The 26382-nt window shown below is 71.6% G+C and carries 24 protein-coding genes; 15 read left to right on the plus strand and 9 right to left on the minus strand.

Annotation, left to right across the window (positions count from 1 at the left end):
- Positions 1-53: 53 nt before the first annotated feature.
- Positions 54-1337, minus strand: a complete 1284-nt coding sequence (locus ACIQVL_RS17985) for a sensor histidine kinase (RefSeq protein ID WP_403475760.1) — start codon at positions 1335-1337, stop codon at positions 54-56.
- A 118-nt stretch (positions 1338-1455) separates the two neighbouring features.
- Here ACIQVL_RS17985 and ACIQVL_RS17990 point away from each other — a divergent pair, with 118 nt between their 5' ends.
- Positions 1456-2271 carry an ABC transporter ATP-binding protein gene (locus tag ACIQVL_RS17990; protein WP_403475761.1) on the plus strand — a complete coding sequence of 272 codons (816 nt, stop codon included), beginning with the start codon at positions 1456-1458 and terminating at the stop codon, positions 2269-2271.
- Positions 2268-4271 (plus strand): FtsX-like permease family protein, encoded by a 2004-nt coding sequence (locus ACIQVL_RS17995; RefSeq protein ID WP_403475762.1) that lies wholly within the window; start codon positions 2268-2270, stop codon positions 4269-4271. Before ACIQVL_RS17990 ends, ACIQVL_RS17995 begins: the two co-directional genes overlap by 4 nt.
- A 251-nt stretch (positions 4272-4522) precedes the next feature.
- On the opposite strand, the gene ACIQVL_RS18000 is transcribed toward ACIQVL_RS17995, so the two are convergent.
- Positions 4523-5431, minus strand: coding sequence for a LysR family transcriptional regulator (locus ACIQVL_RS18000; protein ID WP_403475763.1), 909 nt, complete (start codon positions 5429-5431; stop codon positions 4523-4525).
- Between the two features lie 132 nt (positions 5432-5563).
- Here ACIQVL_RS18000 and ACIQVL_RS18005 point away from each other — a divergent pair, with 132 nt between their 5' ends.
- Both ACIQVL_RS18005 and ACIQVL_RS18010 read left to right on the plus strand, forming a co-directional pair.
- Positions 5564-6367, plus strand: coding sequence for an SDR family NAD(P)-dependent oxidoreductase (locus ACIQVL_RS18005; protein WP_403475764.1), 804 nt, complete (start codon positions 5564-5566; stop codon positions 6365-6367).
- Between the two features lie 133 nt (positions 6368-6500).
- Positions 6501-6770 carry a hypothetical protein gene (locus ACIQVL_RS18010; protein ID WP_403475765.1) on the plus strand — a complete coding sequence of 90 codons (270 nt, stop codon included), beginning with the start codon at positions 6501-6503 and terminating at the stop codon, positions 6768-6770.
- Positions 6771-6849: 79 nt separating this feature from the next.
- Here the strand turns inward: ACIQVL_RS18010 and ACIQVL_RS18015 are convergent, their stop codons facing one another.
- Positions 6850-7557: a hypothetical protein gene (locus tag ACIQVL_RS18015; protein ID WP_403475766.1), complete on the minus strand. Its 708-nt coding sequence runs from the start codon at positions 7555-7557 to the stop codon at positions 6850-6852.
- An 11-nt stretch (positions 7558-7568) separates the two neighbouring features.
- On the minus strand, positions 7569-7742 hold the full coding sequence (locus ACIQVL_RS18020; protein ID WP_403475767.1) for a hypothetical protein: 174 nt from the start codon (positions 7740-7742) through the stop codon (positions 7569-7571).
- 362 nt (positions 7743-8104) lie between these two features.
- Here ACIQVL_RS18020 and ACIQVL_RS18025 point away from each other — a divergent pair, with 362 nt between their 5' ends.
- The 4 genes from ACIQVL_RS18025 (at position 8105) to ACIQVL_RS18040 (ending at position 13655) form a co-directional block, all read left to right on the plus strand.
- A complete protein-coding gene (locus ACIQVL_RS18025) occupies positions 8105-9427 on the plus strand; it encodes an extracellular solute-binding protein (protein ID WP_403475768.1) in 1323 nt (440 codons plus the stop codon).
- Between the two features lie 98 nt (positions 9428-9525).
- The gene (locus tag ACIQVL_RS18030) at positions 9526-10377 is read left to right on the plus strand and encodes a carbohydrate ABC transporter permease (RefSeq protein WP_403475918.1); all 852 of its coding nucleotides are present in this window, start codon (positions 9526-9528) and stop codon (positions 10375-10377) included.
- Positions 10374-11204: a carbohydrate ABC transporter permease gene (locus tag ACIQVL_RS18035; protein ID WP_403475769.1), complete on the plus strand. Its 831-nt coding sequence runs from the start codon at positions 10374-10376 to the stop codon at positions 11202-11204. The genes ACIQVL_RS18030 and ACIQVL_RS18035 overlap by 4 nt, the downstream gene beginning before the upstream one ends.
- Positions 11205-11291: 87 nt before the next feature.
- Positions 11292-13655, plus strand: coding sequence for a glycoside hydrolase family 3 N-terminal domain-containing protein (locus ACIQVL_RS18040; RefSeq protein ID WP_403475770.1), 2364 nt, complete (start codon positions 11292-11294; stop codon positions 13653-13655).
- A gap of 62 nt (positions 13656-13717) precedes the next feature.
- Here the strand turns inward: ACIQVL_RS18040 and ACIQVL_RS18045 are convergent, their stop codons facing one another.
- Positions 13718-14752, minus strand: a complete 1035-nt coding sequence (locus ACIQVL_RS18045; RefSeq protein ID WP_403429017.1) for a LacI family DNA-binding transcriptional regulator — start codon at positions 14750-14752, stop codon at positions 13718-13720.
- An 84-nt stretch (positions 14753-14836) separates the two neighbouring features.
- Positions 14837-17029: an RICIN domain-containing protein gene (locus ACIQVL_RS18050; RefSeq protein WP_403475771.1), complete on the minus strand. Its 2193-nt coding sequence runs from the start codon at positions 17027-17029 to the stop codon at positions 14837-14839.
- Between the two features lie 626 nt (positions 17030-17655).
- On the opposite strand from ACIQVL_RS18050, the gene ACIQVL_RS18055 reads away from it, so the two are divergent.
- From ACIQVL_RS18055 to ACIQVL_RS18075, 5 genes are all read left to right on the plus strand, one after another.
- Positions 17656-17994 (plus strand): MerR family transcriptional regulator, encoded by a 339-nt coding sequence (locus ACIQVL_RS18055; RefSeq protein ID WP_403429021.1) that lies wholly within the window; start codon positions 17656-17658, stop codon positions 17992-17994.
- Between the two features lie 230 nt (positions 17995-18224).
- Positions 18225-18431 (plus strand): cold-shock protein, encoded by a 207-nt coding sequence (locus tag ACIQVL_RS18060; RefSeq protein ID WP_067116135.1) that lies wholly within the window; start codon positions 18225-18227, stop codon positions 18429-18431.
- 324 nt (positions 18432-18755) lie between these two features.
- Entirely contained in the window at positions 18756-20291 is a 1536-nt protein-coding gene (locus tag ACIQVL_RS18065) for a DEAD/DEAH box helicase (protein ID WP_403475772.1), read from the plus strand.
- Positions 20292-20401: 110 nt separating this feature from the next.
- On the plus strand, positions 20402-20851 hold the full coding sequence (locus ACIQVL_RS18070) for a hypothetical protein (protein ID WP_403475773.1): 450 nt from the start codon (positions 20402-20404) through the stop codon (positions 20849-20851).
- A 51-nt stretch (positions 20852-20902) separates the two neighbouring features.
- Entirely contained in the window at positions 20903-21190 is a 288-nt protein-coding gene (locus ACIQVL_RS18075) for an SCO5918 family protein (protein ID WP_403429026.1), read from the plus strand.
- A gap of 286 nt (positions 21191-21476) precedes the next feature.
- On the opposite strand, the gene ACIQVL_RS18080 is transcribed toward ACIQVL_RS18075, so the two are convergent.
- Positions 21477-22079, minus strand: coding sequence for a hypothetical protein (locus tag ACIQVL_RS18080; RefSeq protein WP_403475774.1), 603 nt, complete (start codon positions 22077-22079; stop codon positions 21477-21479).
- Between the two features lie 293 nt (positions 22080-22372).
- On the opposite strand from ACIQVL_RS18080, the gene ACIQVL_RS18085 reads away from it, so the two are divergent.
- Positions 22373-22777, plus strand: a complete 405-nt coding sequence (locus ACIQVL_RS18085; protein ID WP_403475775.1) for a PPOX class F420-dependent oxidoreductase — start codon at positions 22373-22375, stop codon at positions 22775-22777.
- Positions 22778-22964: 187 nt separating this feature from the next.
- Entirely contained in the window at positions 22965-24536 is a 1572-nt protein-coding gene (locus ACIQVL_RS18090; RefSeq protein WP_403429031.1) for a hypothetical protein, read from the plus strand.
- Between the two features lie 132 nt (positions 24537-24668).
- Here ACIQVL_RS18090 and ACIQVL_RS18095 read toward each other — a convergent pair whose 3' ends face one another.
- A complete protein-coding gene (locus ACIQVL_RS18095; RefSeq protein WP_403475776.1) occupies positions 24669-25385 on the minus strand; it encodes an SDR family oxidoreductase in 717 nt (238 codons plus the stop codon).
- A 110-nt stretch (positions 25386-25495) separates the two neighbouring features.
- Complete coding sequence (locus tag ACIQVL_RS18100) at positions 25496-26374, minus strand: alpha/beta fold hydrolase (protein WP_403429035.1); 879 nt, start codon at positions 26372-26374, stop codon at positions 25496-25498.
- Positions 26375-26382: the final 8 nt, after the last annotated feature.

A 26382-nucleotide genomic window follows, 5' to 3' on the forward strand; every position in this document is an offset into this window, starting at 1 on the left:
CGATGCGCCCGATGCGCCCGAGGAGCCCGATGCGCTGGATCCGCCGACGTTGGTCATGCGGGGGATCCTGCCACAGCGCCGCGCAGCGGGAACTCCGCCGTCAGTCTCCAGCCGCCGTCCTCGGCCCGGCTCGCGTGGAGCGTGCCGCCGACGGCCTGGGCGCGTTCGGTCAGCCCGATGAGGCCGAGGCCGCCGCGCCCGCCGAGAGGTTCGGCGTTCGGCGCCACCGGCCGGGGCGGCGGTGCGTTGTGCACCTCGACCCGAAGCCGCCGGGCGGCCGCGCGATCGCCGCTGTCGCCGCTGCTGCCGTGATCACCGTGATCACCGGCACCGTCCGCCAGGGCGACCCGTACGGAGACGGACGGTGATCCCGGCGCGTGGCGGCGTACGTTCGTCAGTGCCTCGCGCACGACGTTGCGCACGGAGGTCTCCACCTCGGGGGCCGGCCGCGCCTGCCGGGCCTCGGCCGCGACCTGGAGGGTGGCGGGGGCGTCGCGTTCGGAGAACGTGGCGACCAGTTCGCCCAGTTCGGCGTACAGCTCCCCCGGCCGTACCGCCCGTGTGCTGTCGTCGCGCAGCACGCGCACCAGCTTGCGCATCGACTGCAGGGTCTCGCCCCCGGCCTGCTCGATGCCGCGCAGCAGCGGATCCACCTGCTCGGGCGCGATCTCGCGGATCGCCTGGGCCGCCTGGGCCTGGACGACGATGCCCGTGACGTGGTGGGCGACGAAGTCATGCAGTTCGCGGGCGAGTTCCAGACGTTCGTTCTGACGTGTCTCGGTGACGGCACGGCTTCTGCGGTCGTCGAGGCTGCGGAGGTAGGAGCCGATGCCCACGGCGCCGCCCGTGAAGAAGATCAGGAGGAACGAGAAGTAGACGTTGCCGCTCTCGTCGTCCATCCGCATCGGTGCCGCGATCACGGCGGAGGCGAGTGCGGTGCCCAGCGTGGCGGACAGCCAGGGCCGCGGTACGTCTCTCGTGGTGCGCACCAGCAGAAGCAGCAGGCACACCGTCTCCAGCAGACCCCAGCCGACCGGCAGCGACGACGTCACGGACGTGAAGAAGACCAGCGTCACCGTCCAGGAGACGAGCACCGCGGCACCCGCGCCCCAGGCCGGCGCGAGACGTCTGCCGGGCAGCAGCAACGCGACGGCCGCCACGAGGCCCGGTGCCAGCCTCCACCACGCGCCGTCGCCCTCGAGTCCGGCGCCGGACGCGACGCCGGCCACGTCGACCACCCACAACAGCGCCATGACCACCCCCAGCGCGGTGAGGGCGGTGCGGTGGGGCGGCGGGGAGTTCCGGGTGTGATCGTCTGTGTCTCTCGTGTCTCGCACGTCTCGCAGCGTAGGGGCGGCCCCGCCGTACGGCCTCGGCCGAAAGGACGACGCGGCGGCTCCGAACCGGTCGGCCGACCGAGGTGACGGGCCCTGCCGGAAGCGGATGTTGGACCGCATGAACACCACCTCTTCGCCGCCCGTGCTGAGCGGCATCGGACTGTCCAAGTCCTTTGGGCCCACCGGATCCACCCGCGCGCTCGACGGCGTGGACATCGCCGTGCGGGCGGGCGAGTCGCTGGCCGTGATGGGCCCCTCCGGGTCCGGCAAGTCGACGTTGCTGCACTGCCTCGCGAACATCGAACGCCCGGACAGCGGCCAGGTACTGCTGAACGGCGAGCGCATCGACCAGTTGCGCGAGCCGCACCGCAGCGAGCTGCGCCGTACCCGCTTCGGGTTCGTCTTCCAGTTCGGGCAGTTGCTGCCCGAACTGCCGGCCGTGGAGAACGTGGCGCTCCCGCTGATGCTCGGCGGTACCGCGCGGCGCGAGGCGGAGCGGCGCGCACGCCAGTGGTTCGGGCCGCTGGGCCTGGCGGGCAAGGAGGACAGCCGTCCCGGCCAGCTGTCCGGCGGGCAGGCCCAACGGGTGGCGCTTGCACGGGCGTTGGTCGCGGGTGCCGAGGTCGTCTTCGCCGACGAGCCGACGGGCGCGCTCGACCAGGCCACCGGACAGGACGTGATCCGGATGCTGACGGAGGTCACCAGGAGGCAGAACACGGCGTTGGTCGTGGTCACCCACGACCGGGCGGTGGCCCGCTGGTGCGACCGTACGGTGCAGATGCGGGACGGGCGGATCGTACGGGACGCGGACGCGGATGCGGATGCGGATGCGGATGCCGACGCGGGCCCGGCCGGGACCTGTGCAACGGCCGCCGTGTCGTCCGCCGTGACGGCCGCCGTGACGTCTGCCGTGACCGGCGGAGTCGTGCGATGAGGACTGCGAGGGCCCTGGACCGCACCACCTGGACGCTGACCTGGCGGCTGCTCCGCGGCGGCGGCCGGCTCGGCCGGCTCGGCGCCGGGCTGTCCGTCGCCGCCGCGGCGATCTGCACCACGCTGCTGCTCCTGTGCGTCGGCGCCAACCTCGGCTTCGGCTCACGCGCCGCGCACGCCGACTGGCGTACCCCTGTCAGGGCCGGGCTCTCGCGCGCGGTGGCCGTCGAGGCGGTGGGCACCGCCTTCGTCGGCGGTGAGCCCGTGACCGTCGTCGATGTCGCGGCGCTGCCGGGCCGGAGCGGCGAGGCGCCCGCGCCTCCCGGTATGCCGCGCTTCCCGAAGCCGGGCGAGGTATGGACCTCGCCCGCGCTCGGCGAGCTGCCCGGCGGCAGGAGCACGACCGGCACGCTCGGCCGCGCCGCGCTGGTCGACCCCGGCGAGAAGGTGGCCGTCGTCGGGCACCGCGCCGACGACCCGGCGATGACCGTGAGACGCGGCACCGACCCGCGCCGTCCGGGGGACATCGTCACGCCCACGCCCGTCGCGGACTTCGCGGGGAAGCGCACGGCGGACGGCCTCGGCGCGCAGTACCAGGCCCTGGTGAAGATCGCCACGGCCTTGCTGATCGTGCCGCTGCTCGTGCTCGGCGCCTCCTCGGCCCGGCTGTCCGTCTCCCGTCGCGACACCCGGCTGGCCACGCTGCGGCTGCTGGGCGCCGCGCCGGGCCGCATCGCGGGGATCGCGGTGGCCGAGGCGGCGCTGACCGGCACGGCAGGGGCCGTCGCGGGCGCGCTGGGCTATGCGGTTCTGCTGCCGCTCGCGGCCGAGGTCCCCCTGGCGGGCGGCAGTTGGTACGTCTCCGATCTCTGGGTCGGTACGGGAGTCCTGCTCGCCGTGCTCGCCGGCGTGGTGCTGATGGTGGCGGCCAGCGCGCTGGCGGGGCTGCGGCAGGTGGTCGTGGGCCCGCTCGGAGTCGTACGCCGCTCGCGCACCCCCCGTCTGAAGGCCGTACGCGCACTGCTGTTCGTCGCCGTACTGGCCGGCTACGGGCTGCTGTCCAAGGGCAGGTCGATGGACATCGACGCGGTGGTGTACTGCTGCGCAGCCGTCTTCGCCGCACTGTCCGTCATCGGTCCCTGGGTGGTCGGGGTACTCGGCGCTCTCGTCGCCGGGTCGGCGCGGCGACCGGCGACGCTGCTCGCGGGGCGCCGCCTGCTCGACGACCCCAAGTCGGTGTGGCGTGCGGTGTCGGCGCTGACGCTGGCGGCCTTCGTGGCCGGTTTCTTCGCGCTGTTCAGCCTTGGCGGCGCCTCACCGTGGGGCAGTGCGGACCAGCTCGCGCTGTCCGTGCCGAAGGAGCGCGTCGCCGCCGTACGGCAGCAGGCCACCGCACGCCTGGAGCGCGCGGGCATCCCCGCGACCGTCGGCACGAACGACGACTGGGTCGCCACCGGCGCGGGCGGAGACGGCGAGCGCCAGGTCACCGCGACCGTCACCGACCCTGGCCGACTGGACGCGGCGCGCGGCGTGCTCACCGGCCTGGCGCCCGGCCAGTACCCGGTCACCGGTACCGATGTCGCCTGGCAGTCACGGCAGTTCGACCGCGATTTCCACCTCGTGACGTCGGCCGTGCTCGGTGCGAGCTTCGCCATCGCCATCGCCGCCACGGCCATCACGGCCGCCTCCTCCGTCCTGGACCGCCGCCGCACGTACGGCCTGCTGCACCTCGCGGGCACGCCGTTGCGGGTCCTCGACACGGCCAGGCGTACGGAGTCGGTGCTGCCGGCCGCCGTGCTCGCGGGCGGCGCGGTGCTCACGGGGGTGTTCTGTGCGGCGCCGCTGACGCTCGCCGGGGGCGCCCCGCACCTGGACGGCCGTAGCGCACTGCTCCTCGCCGGTTGCCTGGCGCTGGGCTTCGCGGGGCTGGCCGGCGCGAGCGCGGCGAGCCGCCCGCTGCTGCGCACGGTCGCCGGAGAAGCGGGCCCCCGCCCGGACTAGCCGGAGCCGTGCCGCCGACCTCGACCTCGACCTCACTGACCGGTTGTGACGGTCATCCACGGACTCCATGAACTCCTTGTCGCAAGCAGGTTCCCCACGCCATGCGCACCAAGCTCGATGCCGTCTCCGTCACCGCCGTGCTGGTGACGGTCGGTGCGTTCTCCGCGACCGCGCCGCGGGGCAGTGTGCCGGCAGGACCCGTGCTCCAGCGCGGAGATGCTTGCCACCCTGGACAGACGCCTGCTGCGGTGTCATGGCGCCGCACGAAGCTGCGCGGCCTCGTGGCGCAGCGCCTCCACGGTGGCCGTCACCTCGGGAGAGCGGTCGCGGACCGTGACGGCGACGACGGCTCGGCCGAGCCAGGCGGGGTCGTCGACGTGGACGGTGCGGACTCCGGCGGGGACCGCGGCTGCGGCTACTTCGGGGAGTACGGCGATGCCGAGACCGGTGGCGACGAGGCCGAGGCGAGTGGGCCATTCGCGGGCCGCGTAGGCGATCCGCGGGTGGTCGAGGGTCGGCCAGGCGCCGAACTGGGGGTCGTCACGCAGACCTTTGCCGACGATCCAGGGTTCGTCCCGCAGCTCGGTCACCGGGACGGTTCCGCGGCCGGCGAACCGGTGGTCGGCAGGGACGGCGAGGAGAAGGCCGCCGTCGAGGAGCAGGTCGCGGCGCAGTCCCTCGACATCGTAGGCGGGCAGGTCCGGTCCCATGCCGATCACCGCGACGTCGATGCGGTGGGCGCGGAGTTGGCGAAGCTGCGTGGGCGAGGACGCCTCGCCGAACTCGACGATCAGACCCGGGTGTTCGCTTCCGAGGCGGGCCAGTGTCCTGGGGACGAGCACGGCGGCGGCCGAGGGGAACGCCGCGATGGTGACCCGTCCGGTGACATGGTCCTGGAGTCCGGCGAGGTCTGTGCTGACGGCGTCGATCTCGTTGAGGGCCGTCGCGGCCCGGCGGGCCAGGATCATGCCTGCGGGGGAGGGGGCCACCCCGCGGGCGCCCCGGACGAACAGCGGTGCGCCCGCGGCGGCTTCCATCGCCGCCACCTGACGGGACACCGCTGACTGCGTGTATCCGAGTGCGTCGGCCGCCGCGGTGAACGATCCGGTGTCGACCACGGCCTGGACGACGCGGAGACCGGTGAGGGTGAAGTCGGCCATGCCGTCACCCTGACACATTCCGGAATCGCATGTCTTCCATGAAAGACCTTCGCTGGTGGAATGCCTCGGTCGGCAACACGATGGAGGGGCAACAGCAGGCAAGCCGCAAGCCGCACACAGGGAGTACCGGTCATGGCGAAGACGTGGTTCATCACGGGCAGTTCGAGGGGGTTCGGCCGCGAGTGGACTGAAGCGGCGCTCGAACGCGGCGATCACGTCGCGGCGACAGCCCGGGACTTCAGCCGGCTGACCCCGCTGGCCGAGCGGTACGGGGACGCGGTACTGCCCCTCCGGCTCGACGTCACCGACCGCGCCGCGGTGCATGAGGCGGTGCGGCGCGCCCACTCGCATTTCGGTTCGCTGGACATCGCGGTCAACAACGCCGGCTACGGGCATTTCGGCATGGTCGAAGAGGTGGACGAGGACGACCTCCGGGCCCAGATGGAGACCAACTTCTTCGGCGCGGTGTGGGTCACGCAGGCCGTGCTGCCCTTCATGCGGTCGCAACGATCGGGAAGGATCCTGCAGGTGACCAGTGAGGGAGGCGTACGTGCGTTTCCCGGCATCGGCGCCTACCACGCCTCCAAATGGGCTCTTGAGGGGCTGTCGGAGTCCCTGGCGCAGGAAGTGGCGGCCTTCGGCATCCACGTCACCAACGTCGAGCCCGGTCCCTATGCCACCGACTGGCTGGCCCGCGGGGCCCGGCACAGTGAGCCGCACCCGGACTACACCGACGTCCACGCGGCCACCGCACCGGACTTCGAAGTCGGCGACCCGCGCGCGACCCGCGACGCCGTTCTTCGGATCGTCGACGCGGACCAGCCTCCACTGAGGATCTTCCTCGGCAGGTCCTTCACCGATGTCGCCGGTCTCTACGAGGAGCGCCTGAACACCTGGCGCCAGTGGCAGCCGGTCTCCCTGGCCGCGTTCGGTTGAGCACACGGGTGTGCATCTGCAGTCCACCATGCCTGGGACGTCCCGCACGGTGCGAAGCCAACCCCTCCGGAGCCGAGGAGATCACCGAGCTGCTGGGCTCTCCCGAGTGGGACCTGGGTGACGCCGCGCGTTCATGGCTGCGGTCGCGGGCGCCGGGGAAGTTCTGCGCGACGCGTTCGACGCCGAACTGCTCCGCGCCCTGCTGAAGCCGGCCGAGCAAGGCCGCGGTGAGTACGACGACGACCTCATGCGGCGTCTCGCGGTGGAGGCGATCGCCAGAGCGCTGGGTGCCGGCCAGGCCGAGTCGGTGGGACCGCCCGAGGGCGTCACGCGTGCGGAGTGGTCACAGGGCCTGCTGAAGGCCGCGCGTGATCGGCTGCGTGGGGCGGCGCCGCAGCTATGAATCCGCTGATACCTGGTCCTGCGTCGGTCCCCGCAGGCCGGGCCCGCTCCGTCGGCCGATGGCTCCGTGGGCCCTGCGGTCAGTTGCCTGTGAGCCAGTCCGCCAAGTCGTGGACGGTGTGGCAGTAGGGGTCCTGGACGTCCTTGCGGATGCGGTCCAGCTCGCTCAGGAGAAGGACCGGGAGTGCGGTGTGCAGCGCTGTTGCCCCGACCGTGACGGAGCCTTTCTCGTCTTGGAGGGGGAGGTCGATGCCGAACGGTGGTGCGTCCTGTGATTCGGGGGTGTCCAGGTAGAGGCGGCACCTCGTCCGGTCGAGAAGGAGGAAACCGCGCAGGCGCAGTTCCGGGGGTTCTTCCGGCTCCGGGGGGAGGGAGAACACAGCCGCTGCGGCGTGCAGTGCGTCCGGCACCGTGAAGCGCGGCTCGGCGACGAAGGCGTGCACGGGGGCGGATGCGTCGATCACGGGGATCCCGAAGGCGTCGCGCGGTGCCGCCTCGATCTCGCGCTCCGAGCAGTCCGTCGCCACGCCGCGCAGGGCGGCGGCGAGATCCTCCGAGGGGATGTTCCCGCCCTGGGTGTCCGTGAGCGGCACGTCGAAAGCGACGGAGCTGTCGAGCCGCTGCCCGTCCCAGAGGACGACGCGGCCCGTGCCGGGGCGGTCCGGGGAGGCCACCACACCTCGGACGAGCCGCACTTCCGGTCCGAACGTGAAGGCGGTGACACGGCTCAGCATTTCGTGCGCCAGCTGCGCCTGCAGACCGGACAGGCCCGTCTCGTCCCATGCCATGGAGTGCTCCGTCATACTCGGTTCAACGCGTCCGGGTATGTGTTGACACCCTGCCGGAACGCCGTGATCGCGCCGATCCTGTCGTCGGTGTCTGCGAGCTTGTACTTGTGATCGCCGGTCTCCCAGTAGTACCGCGCGATGACCTTGACCTTGGCGAGGACGATCCCAAGGGTGTCGTACGGCACAGCGCCGTACGCCTTGCGCGTCTTGGTGCTCCCTCGCTCGGGATGCTTGTTCGCCGCTGCGTGCGGACACGATCCCCCTCGATGACGGCCGGTCCTTCTTCTTCGGCGCCGTCCGCCGGGTGGCCGGCGTGCTCACGGCGGCGGTGTGTGCCGTGGCGGCACGCGAAAGTGTTTCGTAACCGAGGAATTTCTCCTCCTTGTCCGGGCCGTGAATTCCGTGTCAGTGTCCCGGTCCAGCAGGCAGGCCGTCCGCGGTGATGACGTCCGAAAGCTTTTCGCACCAGTCGCCCATCTGCCTGGCGCGTGACTACGGCATGCCGAGAGAAGAGAGGCAGATTATGCGCGGATTTCCGGCACCAGGAATGAGCGGGGAAAGCGGTGCGGGCATTCCGGGAGTGCGCCGCGGGATCGGTGTCGCGATCGTCGTCGTGGCAGCCATGTCCCTTGCCGCGTGCGGGACTTCGGGGCCGGCCGGCTCGTCCTCGGGTTCGTCGTCGAAGGGCCTGACGATGTGGGCGCTCAACGACCAGACGATCCTCAAGGAGTCGGTGGACGCCTACAACAAGGACCACCCCGACGAGAAGATCACGCTGCGGCTGTTCGCCGGCGACGACTACAAGCAGAAGCTGCGCGTGGCCTTCGGCGCGAACCAGGCCCCCGACATCTTCTTCAGCTGGGGCGGCGGCGCGCTGGACGACTACGTCAAGGCCGGCAAGGTCGACACCCTCACCGACGCCCAGGTGGACCTGCTGCGGTTCACGCCGAGCGTCCTGAAGAGCGCCACCTTCGACGGCCAGGTCTACGGCGTGCCCGCCAACGGCCTCGCCCCGGTGGTCCTCTACTACAACAAGAAGGTCCTCAAGGACGCGGGCGTCGAGCCCCCGAAGACGTACGACGACCTGCTGGCGGACGTGAAGAAGCTCAAGGGCGCGGGCGTCACCCCGATATCCCTCGCGGCGAACTCCAAGTGGCCGACGCTGATGTACCTGGAGTACCTGCTGGACCGCGAGGGCGGCTCGGACGTGTTCGACGGGATCGCCTCGGGGAACGCGGCCGGCTGGAAGGACGCCTCGGTCACCGCGGCCGACACCCGCCTCCAGGAACTCGCCAAGGCCGGTGCCTTCGGCGACAGCGCCTCCTCCGTCAGCTACGACCAGGGCGCCTCCACGGCCCTGCTCTACACCGGCAAGGCCGGCATGGAGCTGATGGGCACCTGGGAGTACGCGAACCTGGTCAAGGCCGCGCCGGACTTCGTGAAGAAGGACCTCGGCTATGTCGCCTTCCCGGCGCTGTCGGGCGGCAAGGGCGACGCGAAGGACATCGTCGGCAACCCGTCGAACTTCCTGTCGCTGAACTCGAAGAGCAGGAACAAGTCGGCGGCGCTCACCTACTTCAAGAACTACGTCCTGAACGACTCCCAGGTCGACGCCTACCTGGCGGCCGGCAGCGTGCCCCCGGTCAACAAGCTGGACGCCAAGCTGGCGGCGGTGAAGTCGGCCGACGACAAGAAGTGGCTCAGCTTCGTCTACGACCTGGTGCAGAACTCGCCGAACTTCCAGCTGTCCTGGGACCAGGCCCTCTCCTCCGACCAGGCCGACCCGCTGCTGACCAACGTGGACAAGTCGTTCCTGCGACAGATCACACCCGAGCAGTTCGGCACCAACATGAGCAAGGTGGCGCAGTAGTGGCCACCGTGGTGCGTACGTCGCGGCCGGTCGCGTCCCACAGGGCGCGGCCGGGCACGGCCCGTGGTGGGCGCCGCCGCCGTTTCAGCGGTCTGCTGATGGCCGCGCCCGCCCTGCTCCTGTTCGGCCTGTTCGGCCTGGTCCCGCTGGTCGGTGTGCTGGTGCTCAGCCTCGCCCGCTGGGACGGCCTCGGCTCGATCGGATGGGCCGGACTCACCAACTGGACCGGCGTCCTGACCGACGGCTCCACCTGGCAGGCGCTGTGGCTCACCGTCAAGGTGATGGTGGTCAGCTGGCTGGTCCAGACACCGCTGGCCCTGGCGCTCGGCGTCTTCCAGGCCCCCCGGGGCCGGCTGCGGGCGTTCTTCGCCGTGGTCTGGTTCCTGCCGCTGCTGCTGTCCGCCGTGGCGATCGGTCTGACCTGGCAGGCGCTGCTCGACCCGTCCTTCGGCATCGGCGCCGCCCCCGGGCTGCACTGGCTGGCCAAGCCCCTGCTCGGCTCGCCCGACCTGGCGCTGTACACGGTGATCTTCGTGATCGCCTGGCAGTTCGTGCCGTTCCACGCGCTGCTCTACCAGGCCGGTGTGCGGCAGATCCCGGTGTCGCTCTACGAGGCCGCCGCCATCGACGGCGCCGGCCCCGGCACCCGGTTCCTGCGGATCACCCTGCCGCAGCTGAAGTACACGTTCGTCACGTCGAGCACGCTCATGCTGGTGGGCTCGCTGACCTACTTCGACCTGATCTACGTCCTGTCCGGCGGCACCGGCGGTCCGGGCACCGCGACCCGGGTGCTGCCGCTGGCCATGTACATCACGGGCTTCCAGGTCCACGACATGGGCCGGGCCAGCGCGCTGGCGACGCTTCTGGTGGTCTTCGGCCTCGGGCTGTCGCTGCTGACCACCCGCCTGTCCGGCTTCACCCGGATGGACAGCCAGCAGGAGGGCATGTGAGCACCGTCGTCGCGACCCTGCGCCGTACCGCCACCGGCGGCGCCACCCTGCTGTGGACCGCGCTGGTCGTCGTACCCCTGTACTGGGTGGTCGTGACCAGCCTCCGCGGCCAGGCCGACTTCACCACGGGCAGCCCCCTGGCGTTGCCCGGCCGTCCGACCCTGGGCAACTACCGGACCGTCCTCGACGGCGATTTCACCACCTACCTGCTCAACAGCGTGGTCGTCACCGCCGCCGCGGTGGCGATCGTCATGGTCGTCGCCCTGATGGCCGCGTTCTCGATCGTCCGCTACACCAACCCCTGGTCCCGGCTGACCTTCCGCCTCTACCTCCTGGGCCTGGCGATCCCGCTCCAGGCGGTGATCATCCCGGTGTACCTGCTGATCATCCGCATGCACATGTACGACAGCCTGCTCGCGATCGTGCTGCCCTCGGCGGCGTTCGCGCTGCCGGTCACCGTGATGATCCTGGTCAGCTTCCTGCGGGACGTGCCGCGTTCGCTGTTCGAGGCGATGGTCGTCGACGGCGCCGGCGACTGGCGGATGCTGGTCTCGCTCGCCGCCCCGCTGGCCCGGCCCGCGCTGGTGACGGTCGCCGTCTACGACGGCCTCCAGGTCTGGAACGGCTTCCTCTTCCCCCTCATCCTCACCCAGAGCGGCGACAAGGCCGTCCTGCCGCTGGCGCTGACCCTCTACCGGGGGCAGTTCGGCATCAACGTGCCGGCGACCATGGCGGCGGTCGTCCTCTCCACCCTGCCCATGCTGGTCGTGTTCGTCCTCGCCAGGCGCCAGTTGGTCGCCGGACTGACCGCCGGATTCTCCAAGTAGCCAACACGCAGAGGGAATCGGCCGGGACCACAGGGTCGCCGGCCGCCCTCGGCATGCCCAAGTGACCACCCCCACGAGGAGTCGTGCATGACGACCACCACGCCGGACAACCACGCCGATCTCTCCCCGGCGGGAGACGACCGGCCCTGGTCCGACCACACCCGCCCGGTCGACGAACGCGTCGAGGCGCTGCTGGCGAGGCTCACCCTGGCGGAGAAGATCGCCCAGCTCAGCAGCGCCTGGGAGGACGTCGAACCGGCCGGGCCCGAAGTAGCCCCCGGAACGAACCTGTTCGGGCGCGTCGGCGACCTCGACGAGACCGCCCGGCACGGCCTCGGCCAGCTCACCCGCCCCTACGGCACGGTCCCCCGCCCCGCCCTGGAACACGCCCGCCTGCTGGCCGCACGCCAGCGCCGGATCATGAGGCGGAGCCGCTTCGGCATCCCGGCGATGGCCCACGACGAGTGCCTCACCGGCTTCACCGCCTACGGCGCCACCATCTACCCCACCTCCCTGGCCATGGCCGCCACCTTCGACCCCGCCCTGGTCCGCCGGGTCGGCGCCGCCATCGGCGCGGACATGGCCGCCGCCGGTGTCCACCAGGGCCTCGCCCCGGTCGTCGACGTCATCCGCGACTACCGCTGGGGGCGCTGCGAGGAGACGTACGGCGAAGACCCGTACCTGGTGGGGGAGATGGGCGAGGCGTACGTCCTCGGGCTGCAGGGCGCCGGGGTGTACGCCACTCTCAAGCACTTCGCCGGGTACTCCTCCTCCATGGGCGGCCGCAACCACGCTCCGGTCGGGATCGGCCCTCGCGAGCTCGCCGACGTCGTCCTGCCGCCCTTCGAGCGGGTCGTCGCCGCCGGAGTGGGCTCGGTCATGAACTCCTACGCCGAGATCGACGGCGAGGCCCCCGCCGCCAGCCGCCGGCTGCTGACCGGGGTGCTGCGCGAGCAGTGGGGTTTCCAGGGCACCGTCGTCTCCGACTACTGGTCGCTGCCGTTCCTGGTGAGCGCCCACCGGGTGGCCGCCGACCTGCCGGGCGCCGGGGCGCTGGCCCTGCGTGCGGGCCTGGACGTCGAACTGCCCGACCAGCGCGGATTCGGCGCGTCGCTGGTCGACGCGGTAGGAAGGGGGGAGGCCGACGAGGCCGACGTCGACCGGGCCGTGCGGCGGGTGCTCCGCCAGAAGGCCGCCCTCGGGCTCCTCGACGCCGGCTGGGATCCGGAGCCGCCCGCCCTGCGCGAGGGAACCCGGACCCTGGATCTGGACAAGCCGGAGAACCGACGACTCGCACACGCCGTGGCCCGGTCCAGTGCCGTGCTGCTGCACAACGACGGGGGTCTCCCGCTGTCCTCGGCCGGCCGGATCGCGCTGATCGGCCCGTGCGCCGACGACGTCCGCACGATGTTCGGCTGCTACAGCTTCCCCAACCACGTCCTCTCCGACCGCGAGGACCTCGGCAACGGTGTGGAGGCGGTGTCGCTGCGGGCCGCGTTGGCCGATGAACTCCCGGACGTGGAATGGCTGTTCGAGCCCGGGTGCCCGATACGCGACGAGGACCGGGGCGGCATTCCGGCCGCGGTGGAGGCGAGTCGCGCGGCCGACCTCACCGTCCTGGTCGTCGGCGACAGGCCCGGCATGTTCGGCATCGGCACCTCGGGCGAGGGCTGCGACGTCGAGGACCTGCGGCTGCCGGGCGTGCAGGAGGAACTGGTCGAGGCGGTGCTCGCGACGGGCAGGCCCGTCGTCCTCGTCGTCGTCAGCGGCCGTCCGTACGCCGTGGGGCGGTTCGCGGCCGGTACGGCGGCCATGGCGCAGGTCTTCCTGCCGGGCGAGGAAGGCGGCCGGGCGGTGGCCGAACTCCTGTCCGGCAGGGCGAACTTCAGCGGCAGGCTGCCGGTGCAGATTCCGCACTCGCCCGCCGGACAGCCGTACACCTACCTGCACCCGCCGCTGGGCGACCGGCAGAGCTGGCTGTCCAACCTGGACCCGAGCCCGGCGTTCCCCTTCGGGCACGGCCTGTCGTACACGTCGTTCGAGATCGACGGGCTGGCGGTCGACCGCGAACAGGTGCCCACGGACGGCGAGTTCAAGGTCTCCGTGCGGGTGCGGAACACCGGAGCCGTGGCGGGCGCCGAGACCGTCCAGGTGTACTTCACCGACCCGGTCGCCCAGGTCACCCGGCCGGTCCGGGCCCTGCTGGCCTTCGCCAAGGTGCCGCTGGAGCCGGGCGCGGAGGCGACCGTCCGCTTCGACGTCCACACCGACCGCCTGGCCTTCACCGGTCTGGACGGCCGACGCATCGTCGAGCCCGGCGAGATCCTGCTCTGCGCCGGGTCCTCCAGCGGGGACACCCCGAACGAGGCGGGCGTCCGGCTCGTGGGCGAGCAGCGGGACGCGAGCGTCGTACGGCAGCACGGAGTGCCGGCGGTGGTCGAGAGGGACTGAGGCCGGGCGTGCACCGCGGGGCGGGCGGTCTCGACACGGGACCGTCCGCGCTTGCGTGCCGCTCAGCGCGCGCTGCGCGGGGCGGACGTGGAGGCGCGGAGGATCAGCTCCGTGGCCAGTTCGATGCGCGGGGAGGCGGGCGGGCGCCCTTCGGCCGCCGACAGCAGCACCCGGGTGGCCTCGCGTCCCAGTTCCTCGAACGGCTGGCGCACCGCGCTCAGCGGCGGGGACGCCATGGCCGCCACCAGGGTGTCGTCGAAGGACATCACCGCCAGGTCGTCCGGCACCCGCAGCCCCAGCTGCCGGGCGGCTTCCAGCACCCCGAGCGCCTGGGCGTCACTGGCCGCGAAGACCGCCGTGGGCGGGTCCCCGGTACGCAGGATTCTGAGGCCGACGGCGAGCGCCTCGTCGTAGTCGAAGTCGGTCGAACCCACGATCGCCGGGTCGTAGCCGATGCCCGCCTCCTCCAGCGCCGCCCGGTAGCCGTGCAGCCGCGCCGCGCCGGCCAGCGAGTGCGAGCGCCCCGCGACCATGGCGATCCTGGTGTGGCCCAGGCCGAGGAGGTGCTGGACCGCCTCCCTGGCCCCGCTCCAGTTCGTCACCCCGATGCTCGGGATGTCGGCCGACGGCGCGCTCAGCGGGTCCACCAGCACCACCGGCAGTCGCTGCTCGACGATCCGCCGCTGGTCGTCCTCGGCCAGCATCGAGATCACGATGATCAGCCCGGCGGCGCCGAGCGCCACACATTCCTCCAGCCACTGGGAGATGGACCGCCGGCTCGTGGTCCCGGTCACCACGTCGACGTCGAGTTCACCGGCCGCGTCCACGATGCCGCGGACGACCTCCAGGGTGTACGGGCCCGACAGGTCCCGGAAGACGGCGATGATCTGCCGGGACGCGGCGGACTCACGGTCCCAGGAGCGCACGTACCCGTGCTGCTCCAGCAGTTCCTCGACCCGGGACCGGGTCTTCGCGCCCACGTCACGGCGCCGGTGCACCACCTTGGACACGGTGCTGAGCGACACCCCCGCCTCCTGCGCGATGCTCGTCAGCAGGCCGTACTGCGCGTCCAGCTGCCCCTTGTCCTGAACGGTCACTGTCCTCGTTCTCCCCTTGGCAACCCGGCGCCATGCAACAGCAGCGGGCGCCGGCGGACAAGACTCCGGCGCCCGCCGGTGCTCCTACTGGACCGTGCTCCACTGCTGGGTGGCGTTGCCGAGGCCGGTCCACAGCTCGACCTTCGAACCGTTGGCGGTGCCCCAGTCGGTCACGTCGATGACCAGACCGTTGGAGCGGTTGACGATCGTGCCGTCCACGCGGAACGCCCACTGCTGGCTGGTCCCGCCGTTGCAGGCCCACAGGATCAGCTTGGTGCCCGCGGTGGTGCCGTCGCCGTTCGCGGCCAGGCACTTGCCGGCGATGCGCAGCTCGCCCGCGGCGGTCCGGGTGATGGTCTGGTTGGCGTTGCCCGAGCAGTCGTAGATCTGCACCTGGACGCCGGTCTGGCCGTTCGGGACGTCGAGGCAGCGGCCCGAGTTGCTGCCCTTCAGCGTGAACGCCGAGTCCGTGGGGAGCGGGTCCTGGACCAGCTGCCAGTCCTGCGAGCCGTCGTCGGCGGAGGCGGCCAGGGTGACGGAGCCGCCCGCGGTCGCGCCCGACATGTAGAGGCCGGTGTTCCGGACCGAGCGGAGCTTGTAGTACCCGCCGGTGGAGGCGGCGACCAGGGTCCAGCGCTTGTCGGTGGCGTCGTCGTCCACCCACTGGGCCAGCTTCTGTCCGGCCGTCGCGCTGCCGGTCCAGACGGCGACCGCGCGGCCGCCGGCCTTGTCGAGCAGGGTGATGTCGGAGCCCTTGGCCTGGGTGTGCCAGCGCTGGGTGGCGTCCGAGGAGCTCACGGCGCTCGTGACCAGGTCGGCGACGTTGCCGGTGAGGTCGGCGTCCTGCGTCTTGCCGGAAGCGGGGGCGAGGGCCTGGCCGGTCAGCCGGTTGACGAGGGTGTAGTAGGCGCCGTCGGACCGGCCGAGGTCGACCTCGGCGTACTTCACCGGTCCGACGCTGGTGCCGCTCCAGGACGCCTGGAGGACCAGCACACGTCCGGTCCCCTCGACGTACTGGAGGGTGCGGCTGTACCCGGCGGCGATCGGTGTCCGGTACTGCTTCCAGGTGCCGGTGCTCGTGCCCGACTCGTTCACCCACACGCTGCCGCTGCCGGCCGCGTTGTAGACGATCCGTCCGTCGGGCATCGGGAGGAGCACCGGACTGCCGCCGGTGGCGAGGGTGGTGCCGCCCGACGGCACGGGCAGCGAGGTGATCGCGGCGTCCGTGCCCGCGAAGAACCTGGTCGGGTCGTCGGCGATCCGGTACCGGACGTTCGTGCCGCCGCCCCAGTACTCGTACGTCATGATCCACTTGCCGTCGGTGGTCGGCGCGACGGTCGTCATCCCCGGGCGTCCGCCGCCGATCTCCGTCTTGCCGCCGCCCATGTCCACCGTCGAGCCGGGGACGTCGACGACCGGGCCGCTCCAGGAGGCGCCGGTGCCGTCCCAGGTCCGGTGCATCAGGACCTGGCCGCCGGAGTCCGCCGCCGTGGCGTTGCCGGGGTCGAGGGTCGGGGCGCCGGTGCCGGTGTCGTAGCCGGTGTAGTCGTTCTCGTCGGAGTAGTAGGCGATCAGCCGGCCGTCGTGGGCGAGCAGATGCGGCTCCCACACCGGGTCCACCTGGTGGTACGTGTTGGCGGTCGAGGTGCGTCCGACGCTGCCCGCGCTGCCGCCCTGCCAGCCGCCGGCGGCGATGATGTTCTGGAAGCTCCAGGTCGCCCCGTCATCCGTGCTGGAGTACAGGGCCAGCGCCACGTCCTTGCGGTCGCCGTCGCTGGTCGGCGTCCAGCCGGAGTTCGCGGCCTTCTGCTCCTCGTAGTAGGAGTCGTCCCCCGAGACGATGCTCGCGAGCAGCAGCGTGCCGGCGCTCAGGTTGCCCACGCTCTGCGGGAGGACGTAGAGGTACGGGTTCGTCCAGTTGCTCGTGTACCTCGCGTAGGCGGAGTCGGTGGACAGGTAGGCGGGGGCCTTGACGTCGGCCAGTTTCGCCCAGGTCGTGCCGTCGTCGTCGCTCTTGTAGACGGGCAGGGTCTGCCCGACCGGAGCGGTCTCGCTGTCCTCGAACGTCGCCACGATCCGGCCGCTCGGCAACTGGGCCGACTTCGGGTAGAGCACGCAGGGAGTCTTGTTGCACGCGGCCGGATTCGTCGCCGTGTAAAGGTTCGCGGGACTCGGCTGATATGCCGACGCGGTCCCTGCGGAGGCGATGGTGAATGCCGTACCGATGCCCGCGGCCGCTGCCGCCGCGAGCGCCTTGCGTATCAATGAAGGGATCAACGCGGTTCCTTTGGGGCATGGGCCGGGCCGTTCCGCCGGCAGGAATTGCCGGGTGAAGGGCGAGGAAGGTGAGGACAGTATTGGGACGCGGCAGCGGTGTGTCACGGGCACGTTTCCGAAAGTGTTTCGCGCAGAGCGGCCACCGGGTGCCTGCCGGACGGCCCACGTGTGCTGCGGAGTGCCGGCGGTCAACGGGAGCAACGCCGTCATCACCCTGGACTGCACCACCGTGGGACGCCGGGTGCTCCCGGCGGTCCCGCCCGCGGAATCCGTCGGCACGGCCGCCCGGCGGCCGGCCGCGGTCGACGACACCGGGGCGGCCGGCCGGATCCGTGTCGTCCACGGCAACCACACGGTCGGCCTGGTCCTCCGCCGCACCGGCAGGCCCGACCGCCTTCCCCCCCCGCACGGGCGCACAGGACGCCCGGGAGGGGTGAACGGGTTTCGCGCGGGAGACCGGCGGACGGACATCGAGTGGGCCCGGAAGGAAATCTGTCACGGCGGGGCCACATGTCCGTGCCCGCCGGAGATAGGGTTGTGGCACGACGCAGATGGTGCTGATTCCTTCGGAGCACGGGTGCCACGCACACCTGGGTCCTCCGCAGCGCTCCCGGAACGAAGGTGTCATGCCCGCCGAGAACGACCCCGTCGTCGGCAACCTCGACGATGACGACTACCCCGCCTACACCATGGGTCGGGCCGCCGACGCGCTCGGCATCACGCCCGCGTTCCTGAGGGCCGTCGGTGAGGCCGGGCTGATCACCCCCCTGCGCTCGGAAGGCGGTCACCGCCGCTACTCCCGCCGCCAGTTGCTCGTCGCCGCCCGCGCCCGCGAGCTGGTCGGCCAGGGCACCCCCATCGAGGCCGCGTGCCGCATCATCTCCCTCGAGGACCAGCTGGACGACGCCCTCCGCCTGAACCGCGAAATACGCCGGAGGCTGGACGAGGGCGACGCGAATATCTAGTTCCGCCGGTGCAGAAATCCTGGCTCCGGCGGGATGAGAATCGCCGGGCGGACGCGAAAGTGTATGGCCGGTTCCTCCCGGGCTGTGTTAGCGTGATAGGCGTTGCAGTTTTGGTTACCAGAGGTTTTTTCTTTGCATAGCTTTCCGGATCTTTCCGGAGGGGTGATCATCGCGGCGACTCGGCTCCGTAAAGTGCGGGTCCGAATACTGCCCCCCGAGGGAGATTCAATATGGCATCTGGCACCGTGAAGTGGTTCAACGCGGAAAAGGGCTTCGGCTTCATCGAGCAGGACGGTGGCGGCGCTGACGTGTTCGCCCACTACTCGAACATCATCAGCAACGGCGGCTTCCGCGAGCTTCAGGAAGGCCAGAAGGTCAGCTTCGACGTCACGCAGGGCCAGAAGGGCCCGCAGGCCGAGAACATCGTCCCTGCCTGAGACTGACTGACGCTCAGCGTCGCGAGCCGGTGGCTCGCGCTTCAGGTGGCTGGGGCCCGCGCTCTTGGGGTGCGGGCCCCAGCCATTGCGTTGGCCGTGCACCCCGGCACCCGGATATTCGTTTTCCGGGGTTTCCGAATTCTCCGGAGCGCCGGGACCTTCGGGTATCCGGGATCTGTGGGTCTCCGGATTGATGACAGCCCCGGCTTCGGTACCGAGAGGCCCGGCGTTCCGTTTTTCTTCGGCTCATTCTTGTGATTCCTCGTACGGCCGCCCGCCGTCGGACGGAATTCCTCGATACGCCGTGTCGAGGAAGGTTCCACCTTGAACCGCACCCGTCACACCACCGGCACCTCCGGTCGCTCCCGCGTGAACGGGAGTGCCCCGCACTCGACGGACTCCACGCGCGGAAGCCGCTTCCGCAAGCAGGAGACGGGCCACCAGGGTCCTCGTCCGGGCGCCGGGCGCAAGAGCCGTCAGGGAGCCGGCCCCACCGCACGGCGACAGGAGTTCGCTCCGCCCGTCACCCTGACCGAGCCGCTGCCCGCCGTCGAGGCGTTCGCCGAACTGGACATGCCCGTACGGCTGCTGGCCGCGCTCCGCGCCGAGGGCGTGACCGTGCCCTTCCCGATCCAGGCGGCCACCCTTCCGAACGCGCTTGCGGGCCGGGACGTGCTGGGCCGGGGCCGTACGGGTTCGGGCAAGACGCTCGCCTTCGGCCTGCCGGTGCTGGCCCGCCTCGACGGGCGGCGCGCCCAGCCCCGGCAGCCGCTCGCCCTCGTCCTCGTCCCCACCCGGGAACTGGCCCAGCAGGTCACCGCCGCGCTCGGGCCCTACGCCCGCGCGCTGGGACTGCGGCTCGCCACCGTGGTGGGCGGCATGTCGATCGGCCGTCAGGCGAGTGCGCTGCGCGGCGCGGCCGAGGTGGTCGTCGCGACGCCCGGTCGCCTCAAGGACCTCATCGAACGGGGGGACTGCCGGCTGGACCGGGTCGCCGTCACCGTCCTCGACGAGGCCGACCAGATGGCCGACATGGGCTTCATGCCGCAGGTGACCACGCTCCTCGACCAAGTCCCTTCGGGCGGGCAGCGGTTGCTGTTCTCGGCCACCCTGGACGGTGACATCGACCTCCTGGTGCGCCGCTACCTCCACGACCCCGTGGTGCACTCGGTCGACCCGCCGGCGGGCAGCGTCTCCACCATGGAGCACCATCTGCTGCACGTGCGCGGCGTCGACAAGGACACCACGGTGACCGAGATCGCCGCCCGCGACGGCCGAGTGATCATGTTCCTGGACACCAAGCACGCGGTCGACCGGCTGACCGAGCACCTGCTGTCCGTCGGCGTGCGCGCCTCGGCCCTGCACGGCGGCAAGTCCCAGCCGCAGCGCAACCGGACGCTGGCCCGGTTCAAGGACGGCCACGTCACGGCCTTGGTGGCCACCAACGTCGCGGCCCGCGGAATCCACGTCGACCACCTCGACCTGGTCGTGAACGTCGACCCTCCCGGCGACCACAAGGACTACCTGCACCGCGGCGGCCGCACCGCCCGCGCCGGCGAGTCCGGCACCGTCGTCACCCTCGTCCTGCCGCACCAGCGCCGCGCGGTGGACCGTCTGATGGCCGACGCCGGCATCACCCCGCGTACGGCCCGGGTCCGCCCCGGCGCGGCCGAACTGCAGGCCATCACCGGCGCCCGGACCCCGTCCGGCGTGCCGGTCGCCGTCCCCGCGCCGGCCGCCGGGCCACGCGAGGCCAGGGGAGCCGCCGGCCGCGACCGCCGGGGCCCGGCCGCCGGACGGGGCGGGAACGGCCGTGCCGCGGCCCGCGCGCGGCGCTCCGCCCCCGGGCCGACCGCATAGCCCGGCCACGGGGAACCCGCCCGCTCTCAGCACTCGGGCCGAGACGCCGCCCTCCCGCCCGCCCCGACGAAGAGGACAAGCCCTTGACACCGAGTACACCGAGTACGCCGATGGCACCGGTTCCACCGGTTCCACCGGTTCCACCGGTTCCACCGGCGCCGCCCCGGACCCCCCGGTCCGGCGAGGCCGACGACGGCACCGGTCTGACCGCCCGCGACGCCATGCTGTACGCCCCCGGGCCGCAGGTCGACGACCACATGGCGGTCGACGTGGCCCTCTCCGTGCTGATCGGGGCTCGCGTCCCGCACCTGCTCCTGCAGGACGAGGACGGGCGGTGCGCGGGACTGGTCACCCGGGCCCAGCTCACCGCGCACCGCGGCGGCTCGTGGTTCAGCGACCGGACCCGGCTGCGGGACATCCCGCTCGACCGCGGTCCGTTCACCGCGTCGACGGCCGTGCTCGGCGACGCGGAAGCCGCCATGCGGATACGGATACTGCACGTTTCTCCCGTGGTCGACGACCACGGCTACGCCCTGGGTGTGCTCGCGCTCACCCCCTGACCGTCCCGGAGTCGTTCTCCGGCGTTCTCACCCATCTCCGCGGAGGAATCCATGCGCTGTGTCATCGCCCGTTTCCCCTTCGACCTCACCAAGAGCGAGGTCGAGCAGTCGATGGACGGCATCACGCCCGAACCCGTCACCGGTGTGTCCGTGACCATCGGGAGCCGGGTCTACCCCGTGATGCAGGTCGGGGAAGTGATCACCAGGCAGAACCGCCGGGACTTCACGTCCTTCGAGATGCGCCGCGCCCTGACCCGGCTCGGCTTCACCTGCCACGACGCGCCCCCGGTGGCGCCGCCCCGGGGCGCGCGGGCCGACGAGGACGCGCTCGGCTGGTGACGTTCTCCGGGGTCACGGTCATTCTTGCGCCGTTCGTCGGTTGAAAGGCCGAGGACCTGGCACCCGGTCCGTGAGCGGGCCGGACACGTGAACCCGCTCCCGTGCGGTCGGCCGGTTCGGCAAGAAGCCGCGGACCGCACGAGACCGGCACGGCTCGCCCTGCCCGGTTGCCGCCGTGAGGACGCCCGGCGGCAACCGGCGCGGCCCGGCCGCGCCCCTCGTACGCCGTCGCTTCCCGAGCCGGGGGCGCCGGCGCATGCCTTGGCGCTCCGAGGAGTCAGAGGAGTCAGAGGAGGTCCCGCCAGAAGCGGGCCGTCGCCCGTGGGTTCCAGGTCTCGTCGACTTCGCCCCGCGCCTCGTCGAACTCCTGGTGCATGTAGTCGGCCAGGTCCAGGCCGTAATAGATGATGTCGGTCTGCCACATCGAGAGCACCGGGTGCCCGAAGCTTCCCCGGCCGGCGGGCAGGTACCGGTGGGCGTACACGGGCACCAGCACCGGCACACCCGACAGGTGCTGCCGCGCCGCATCCAGAGCCGCCGCCCCGTCGGGCGGACGCTCACCCCAGCCCTCGTACCAGAACCCGTTGTGCTCGACATCCAGCAGAACACCCTCGACCGGCCAGTCGAGCTGACTGCGCAAGCTGTCCAGATCGCCGCCGCGCCACTCGGGCCAGGGCCTGGACCAGGCCTGCCCGTCCCTGGGAGGGACGTTGACCGGGAGCCCGGCCGCCAGGAAGGCCCGGTGATCGTCCGCGAACTCGAAGCCGTACTCGCGCTCGATGCGCGTGAACTCGGCGTCCGTCAGTCCCGGTTCGAATGCGTAGCGGCCCGTCCGGGCCAGGCGGCGTGCGGCGTCCGCACCCAGGCGTTCTCCCTCATCGCTGATCACCGCCGAACGCTAGCGCCGACCGGGGCCGGCCGTCACCCGAGTTGTGCGCGGCGGCGAGGGAGGCGTTCACACGTCGGCACCAGTGGGCCGCGACGAGGTCAGGAAGCCGGCGAGCCGGTCCGGCACGCCGGGCGGCACCCAGTGGTGGACCCGGATGCCACGGCGCTCGGACCGCTTCGGGCTGCTGGCCGCGGCCGGGGCCGTGCGGCAGCGTCGCGTGGGGGCGTTTAGGGTGTTTCTGGTAGGTATGTTCATCGACAAGGTGTGGGTTCGGCCCGTGGAAAGGAACGTTCGTGACCGCAGAGCTCTCCGACCGTCTCAAGCAGTCCCTCGACAGTCCGGTCTTCGTGACGGTGGGGACGGTCCAGCCCGACGGCAGTCCTCAGCTGTCCCCGGTCTGGGTGAAGCGGGACGGCGGCGACCTGCTCATCTCCACGACCGTGGGCCGCCGCAAGGAGACGAACCTCCGGCGCGACCCGCGCGTCTCGGTCGTGCTCCAGCCTTTCGACAGCCCGTACGAATACGCCGAGATCCGCGGCACGGCCGAACTCAGCACCGAGGGAGGCCAGGAGCTGATCGACGAGCTGTCGGTGAAGTACACCGGCAAGAAGTACCGGGAGTTCAACCCCGCCTCGGCCGACGACGCCGAGCGGGTGGTGGTCCGGATCACTCCGCGGAAGATCGTCGGCAGTCTCTGACACCGCCGCGGCCCGGTGGTCGGCGTGCCGCTGTCCCGGCGCGAGTCCGGCGCTCGTCGGCGCCGTCATGCAGCCCCACGTGATCTTTTTTGTCACACCTTGATCCGGAGTAGCTCCTCGCTTGGCCCGGCGTGTCTGTGACGTGCCTATGATTGGCCGACTTCGGGGTTTCAAGGGGGAGTTGTCGATGACGCGACGCAGGTCGCTCGCTTTCGCCGGTGTGGCCGTGCTGGTACCGCTGGTCGCTTCCGCCGCCTCCGCGCAGGCGGCGTCGGGCTCGCTGACCGTCACCACGCTGGGGCGGCACGGCGGCAAGGTCTCCACGACGGTCACCGTCGTCGCCGTGCCGTCCGGCCAGACGTACAGTGCCAAGTCCGGCAAGCGGATCAGCCTGCCGTCGGGGCGCTACATCGCGATGACCGACATCTGGGAGCAGGACGCACAGGGTCTGGGTACGGACACCATCGGGGCGCAGGTCGTACAGGTGTCGGGCAGCAAGTCGGTGACGCTCGACGCGCGCAAGGGCAAGGCCGTCAAGGTCTCGCTGGACACGCCCGCCGACGTGACCGGCCCGCCGCGGATCAGCGCGCAGGTGTGCGCCGCCGGCATGGGCATGCCCTCTGCCTACAGCGCGGGCGGCTGGAACGACGAGGGCGCCCTCTACGCCATCCCGAACTCCTCCAAGCTGCTGCAGTTCGGGTACCTCGCGCAGTGGTCCGGCAACGACAGCTATGTCGCCGTGAAGAAGACCACGGGCATCCCGGCGGCGCCCGGCGGGTCGTTCAAGCGGTCGGGGCTTGCGACGATGCGCTTCTCGGTGCGCGCCGGAACGCAGATGGGCACGCAGGTCGACACCGCGCTCCAGGCGATGCCGAAGACCGACGACTGCACGACCGACCTGATGGCCCAGGTGCGCGACGACAACGCCCCGTACAGCGCCACCGTCCACCTGACTCCCGGAACCTGGCAGCCGCGCGACGACATCTTCGGCAGCAACGGCGACGACGTCAGCGGGGGCTTTCCGAAGCTCAGGACGCTGAAGGCGGGGCAGAGTCTCACCCAGTCCTTCGGCCGGGCCGCATGGGGCCCCATGCAGAATCTGCCGTTGCTCGGGCGGAAGTCCGTCACCTTCTCTCCGGACGCCATGATCGGCGACCTCGACATCGGCGGCGGCTGGGGGGACGTGACGAAGGAGACGGTGGTCCTGTCCAAGGGCAGCACCACCGTCAAGAAGCAGACACTGACCGACTGGCGCACCGGGCCCGCCGAGTTCGACGCCCCTGTCCGCTCGGCCGGCTGGTACCGCCTGACCGTCGACGCCCACCGTTACCGTCCGGGCATCACCTTCCCGGCCGGCATGCTGTCGCCGCGGGCGACCCTCGACTGGCACTTCAAGGTGGCCGACCCGGCCAAGGCGATCGTCGCGCCCGTCTTCCTGACCCGCTTCCTGCCCGCCGGGCTGAACAGCCACAACCAGGCCGCGCCCAACAGCACCACGACGGTCGACGTGAGCGCCGGGCGCGCCTCCCAGGGCCCCGACACCAAGCTCACCAAGGTGACCGCCAAGTCCGTCCGGGTCTGGTCGTCCGCCGACGGCGGCAAGACCTGGAAGGCGGCGACCGTCAAGCACTCCGGATCGACCTGGCAGGCGTCCGTCCACAACCCGGCCTCCGGCGCCGTCGCCCTGCGCTCGGAGGTGACGGACTCCGCCGGGGACCGCTCGGTGGAGACGGTGTACCGGGCGTACGCCATCGGCTGAGACCGCTGCTGCTTCGTGCGCGGGGCGGGCGCGAGGCGGGCGCGGGCGCCCCGGGCCGTCCACGATGGCCCTGGGCCGGGCGACGTTCGTGCTGGACGGAGGCCCGGGACTGCTCGGTACCGGAACCGGGGGTCAGACGAGCGGCTGTCCGCCGTCGACGGGCAGGGTGACGCCGGTCAGGAACGTGTTCGTCAGCGCGAAGAGGACCGCGTGCGCCACGTCCTCGGGGGTGCCGATGCGGCGCGTGGGGTTGGTCGCCGACAGCCGGCCGAAGAACTCGGCCTTCCCGTGGTCTCCGAGGGCGTCCCACGCGCCGGTGTCGATCGTGCCGGGCGAGACGGCGTTGACCCTGATCGGCGCCAACTCCACGGCCAGGGACCGGACCACGGTGTTGACCGCGCCGTTGGTCGCGGCGACCGCGAGGAATCCGGGGTCGGGTTCGAGCGCGGCCACCCCGGAGAGCAGGACGAAGGAGCCGTCCCCGGGCATGGCGGGCGCGAGGTGCTTGGCGAGCATGACCGGGCCGACGACCTTGGTGTGGAACGACTTCAGGATCGCGTCGGCCTCCAGTTCCGCGACGGTGCCGCGGGCTCGGGCGGAGGCGGCGCAGACCACGTGGTCGACGCCGCCGGCTTCTGCCGCCAGGGCCCTGACCGACGCCTCGTCGGTCACGTCGAGCGTGGCGACGGTGGCGGCGGTCCGCCGGTAACTCTCCTGCAGGGCCGCCCGGTTGCGCCCGGCCGCGATGACGCGGGCGCCCTCCCGCAGGGCGGCGTCACCGACCGCGCGGGCGATCCCGCTCCCGCGGCCCACCACGAGAACCGTCCTGTTCCGCAAGGCTGTTGTCACGGGAATCCCTCCTTCGGTGTGCCTGTACGGGTCAGCGGGCTCCGGCCCCGGCGACGTCCGGGCCGCGGTCGGCGCCGTGGCGGTACGCGGCCGCCTCGGTGCCCCGCGCGTCAGGCGAGGACGCGGGCGAGGAAGTCGCGGATGTGCTCGGTGATGACGCCGAGGTGGCTCTCCAGGGCGAAGTGGCCGCTGTCGACGAGGTGGATCTCGGCGTCGGGCAGGTCCTGGCGGAAGGCCTCCGCGCCCGCGGGGCCGAAGATCTCGTCGTTCGCGCCCCAGACCGCCAGCAGCGGGACCTGTGAGTCGCGGAAGTACTGGTGGACCCGCGGATAGAGGTCCACGTTGGTCGGGTAGTCGCGGAAGAGCCCGAGCTGGATCTCGTCGTTGCCGGGCCGGTCGAGGAGAGCCTGGTCGTGGACCCAGTTGTCGGGGCTGACCAGGCTGGGGTCGGCGACCCCGTTGACGTACTGCCAGCGGGTGCTCTCCAGGGTCAGCGCGCCCCGCATCGCGGACTCCGTCTCGGGTCCCGGGTTGCCGGTGTAGGCGAAGACGCCGTCCCAGAAGGGTTTGACGAAGCCCTCCTCGTAGGCGTTGCCGTTCTGGGTGATGATCGCGGTGACACGGTCCGGGGCCCGGAGGGCGAGCCGCCAGCCGATGGGGGCGCCGTAGTCCTGCACGTACATCGCGAACCGGTCGGCGCCCAGCTGCCGGAGCAGGCCGGCCGTGACGTCGGTGAGGGCGTCGAAGGTGTACGGGAAGTCCCCGGGGCCCGGCATGGCGGACTGGCCGAACCCGATGTGGTCGGGGGCGATCACGCGGTAGCGGTCGGCGAGTGCCGGGATCAGGTTGCGGAACATGTGCGAGCTGGTCGGGAAGCCGTGCAGGAGGACGACCACGGGGGCCTGCGGGTCGCCGGCCTCCCGGTAGAAGACCTCCAGGCCGTCGACGGTGGCGGTGCGGTGGTGGACTGCGGGTGCCGCGGGTGTCATCTCCCTAA

The sequence above is a fragment of the Streptomyces sp. NPDC090499 genome (genome assembly GCF_044769305.1).
Taxonomy (GTDB): domain Bacteria; phylum Actinomycetota; class Actinomycetes; order Streptomycetales; family Streptomycetaceae; genus Streptomyces.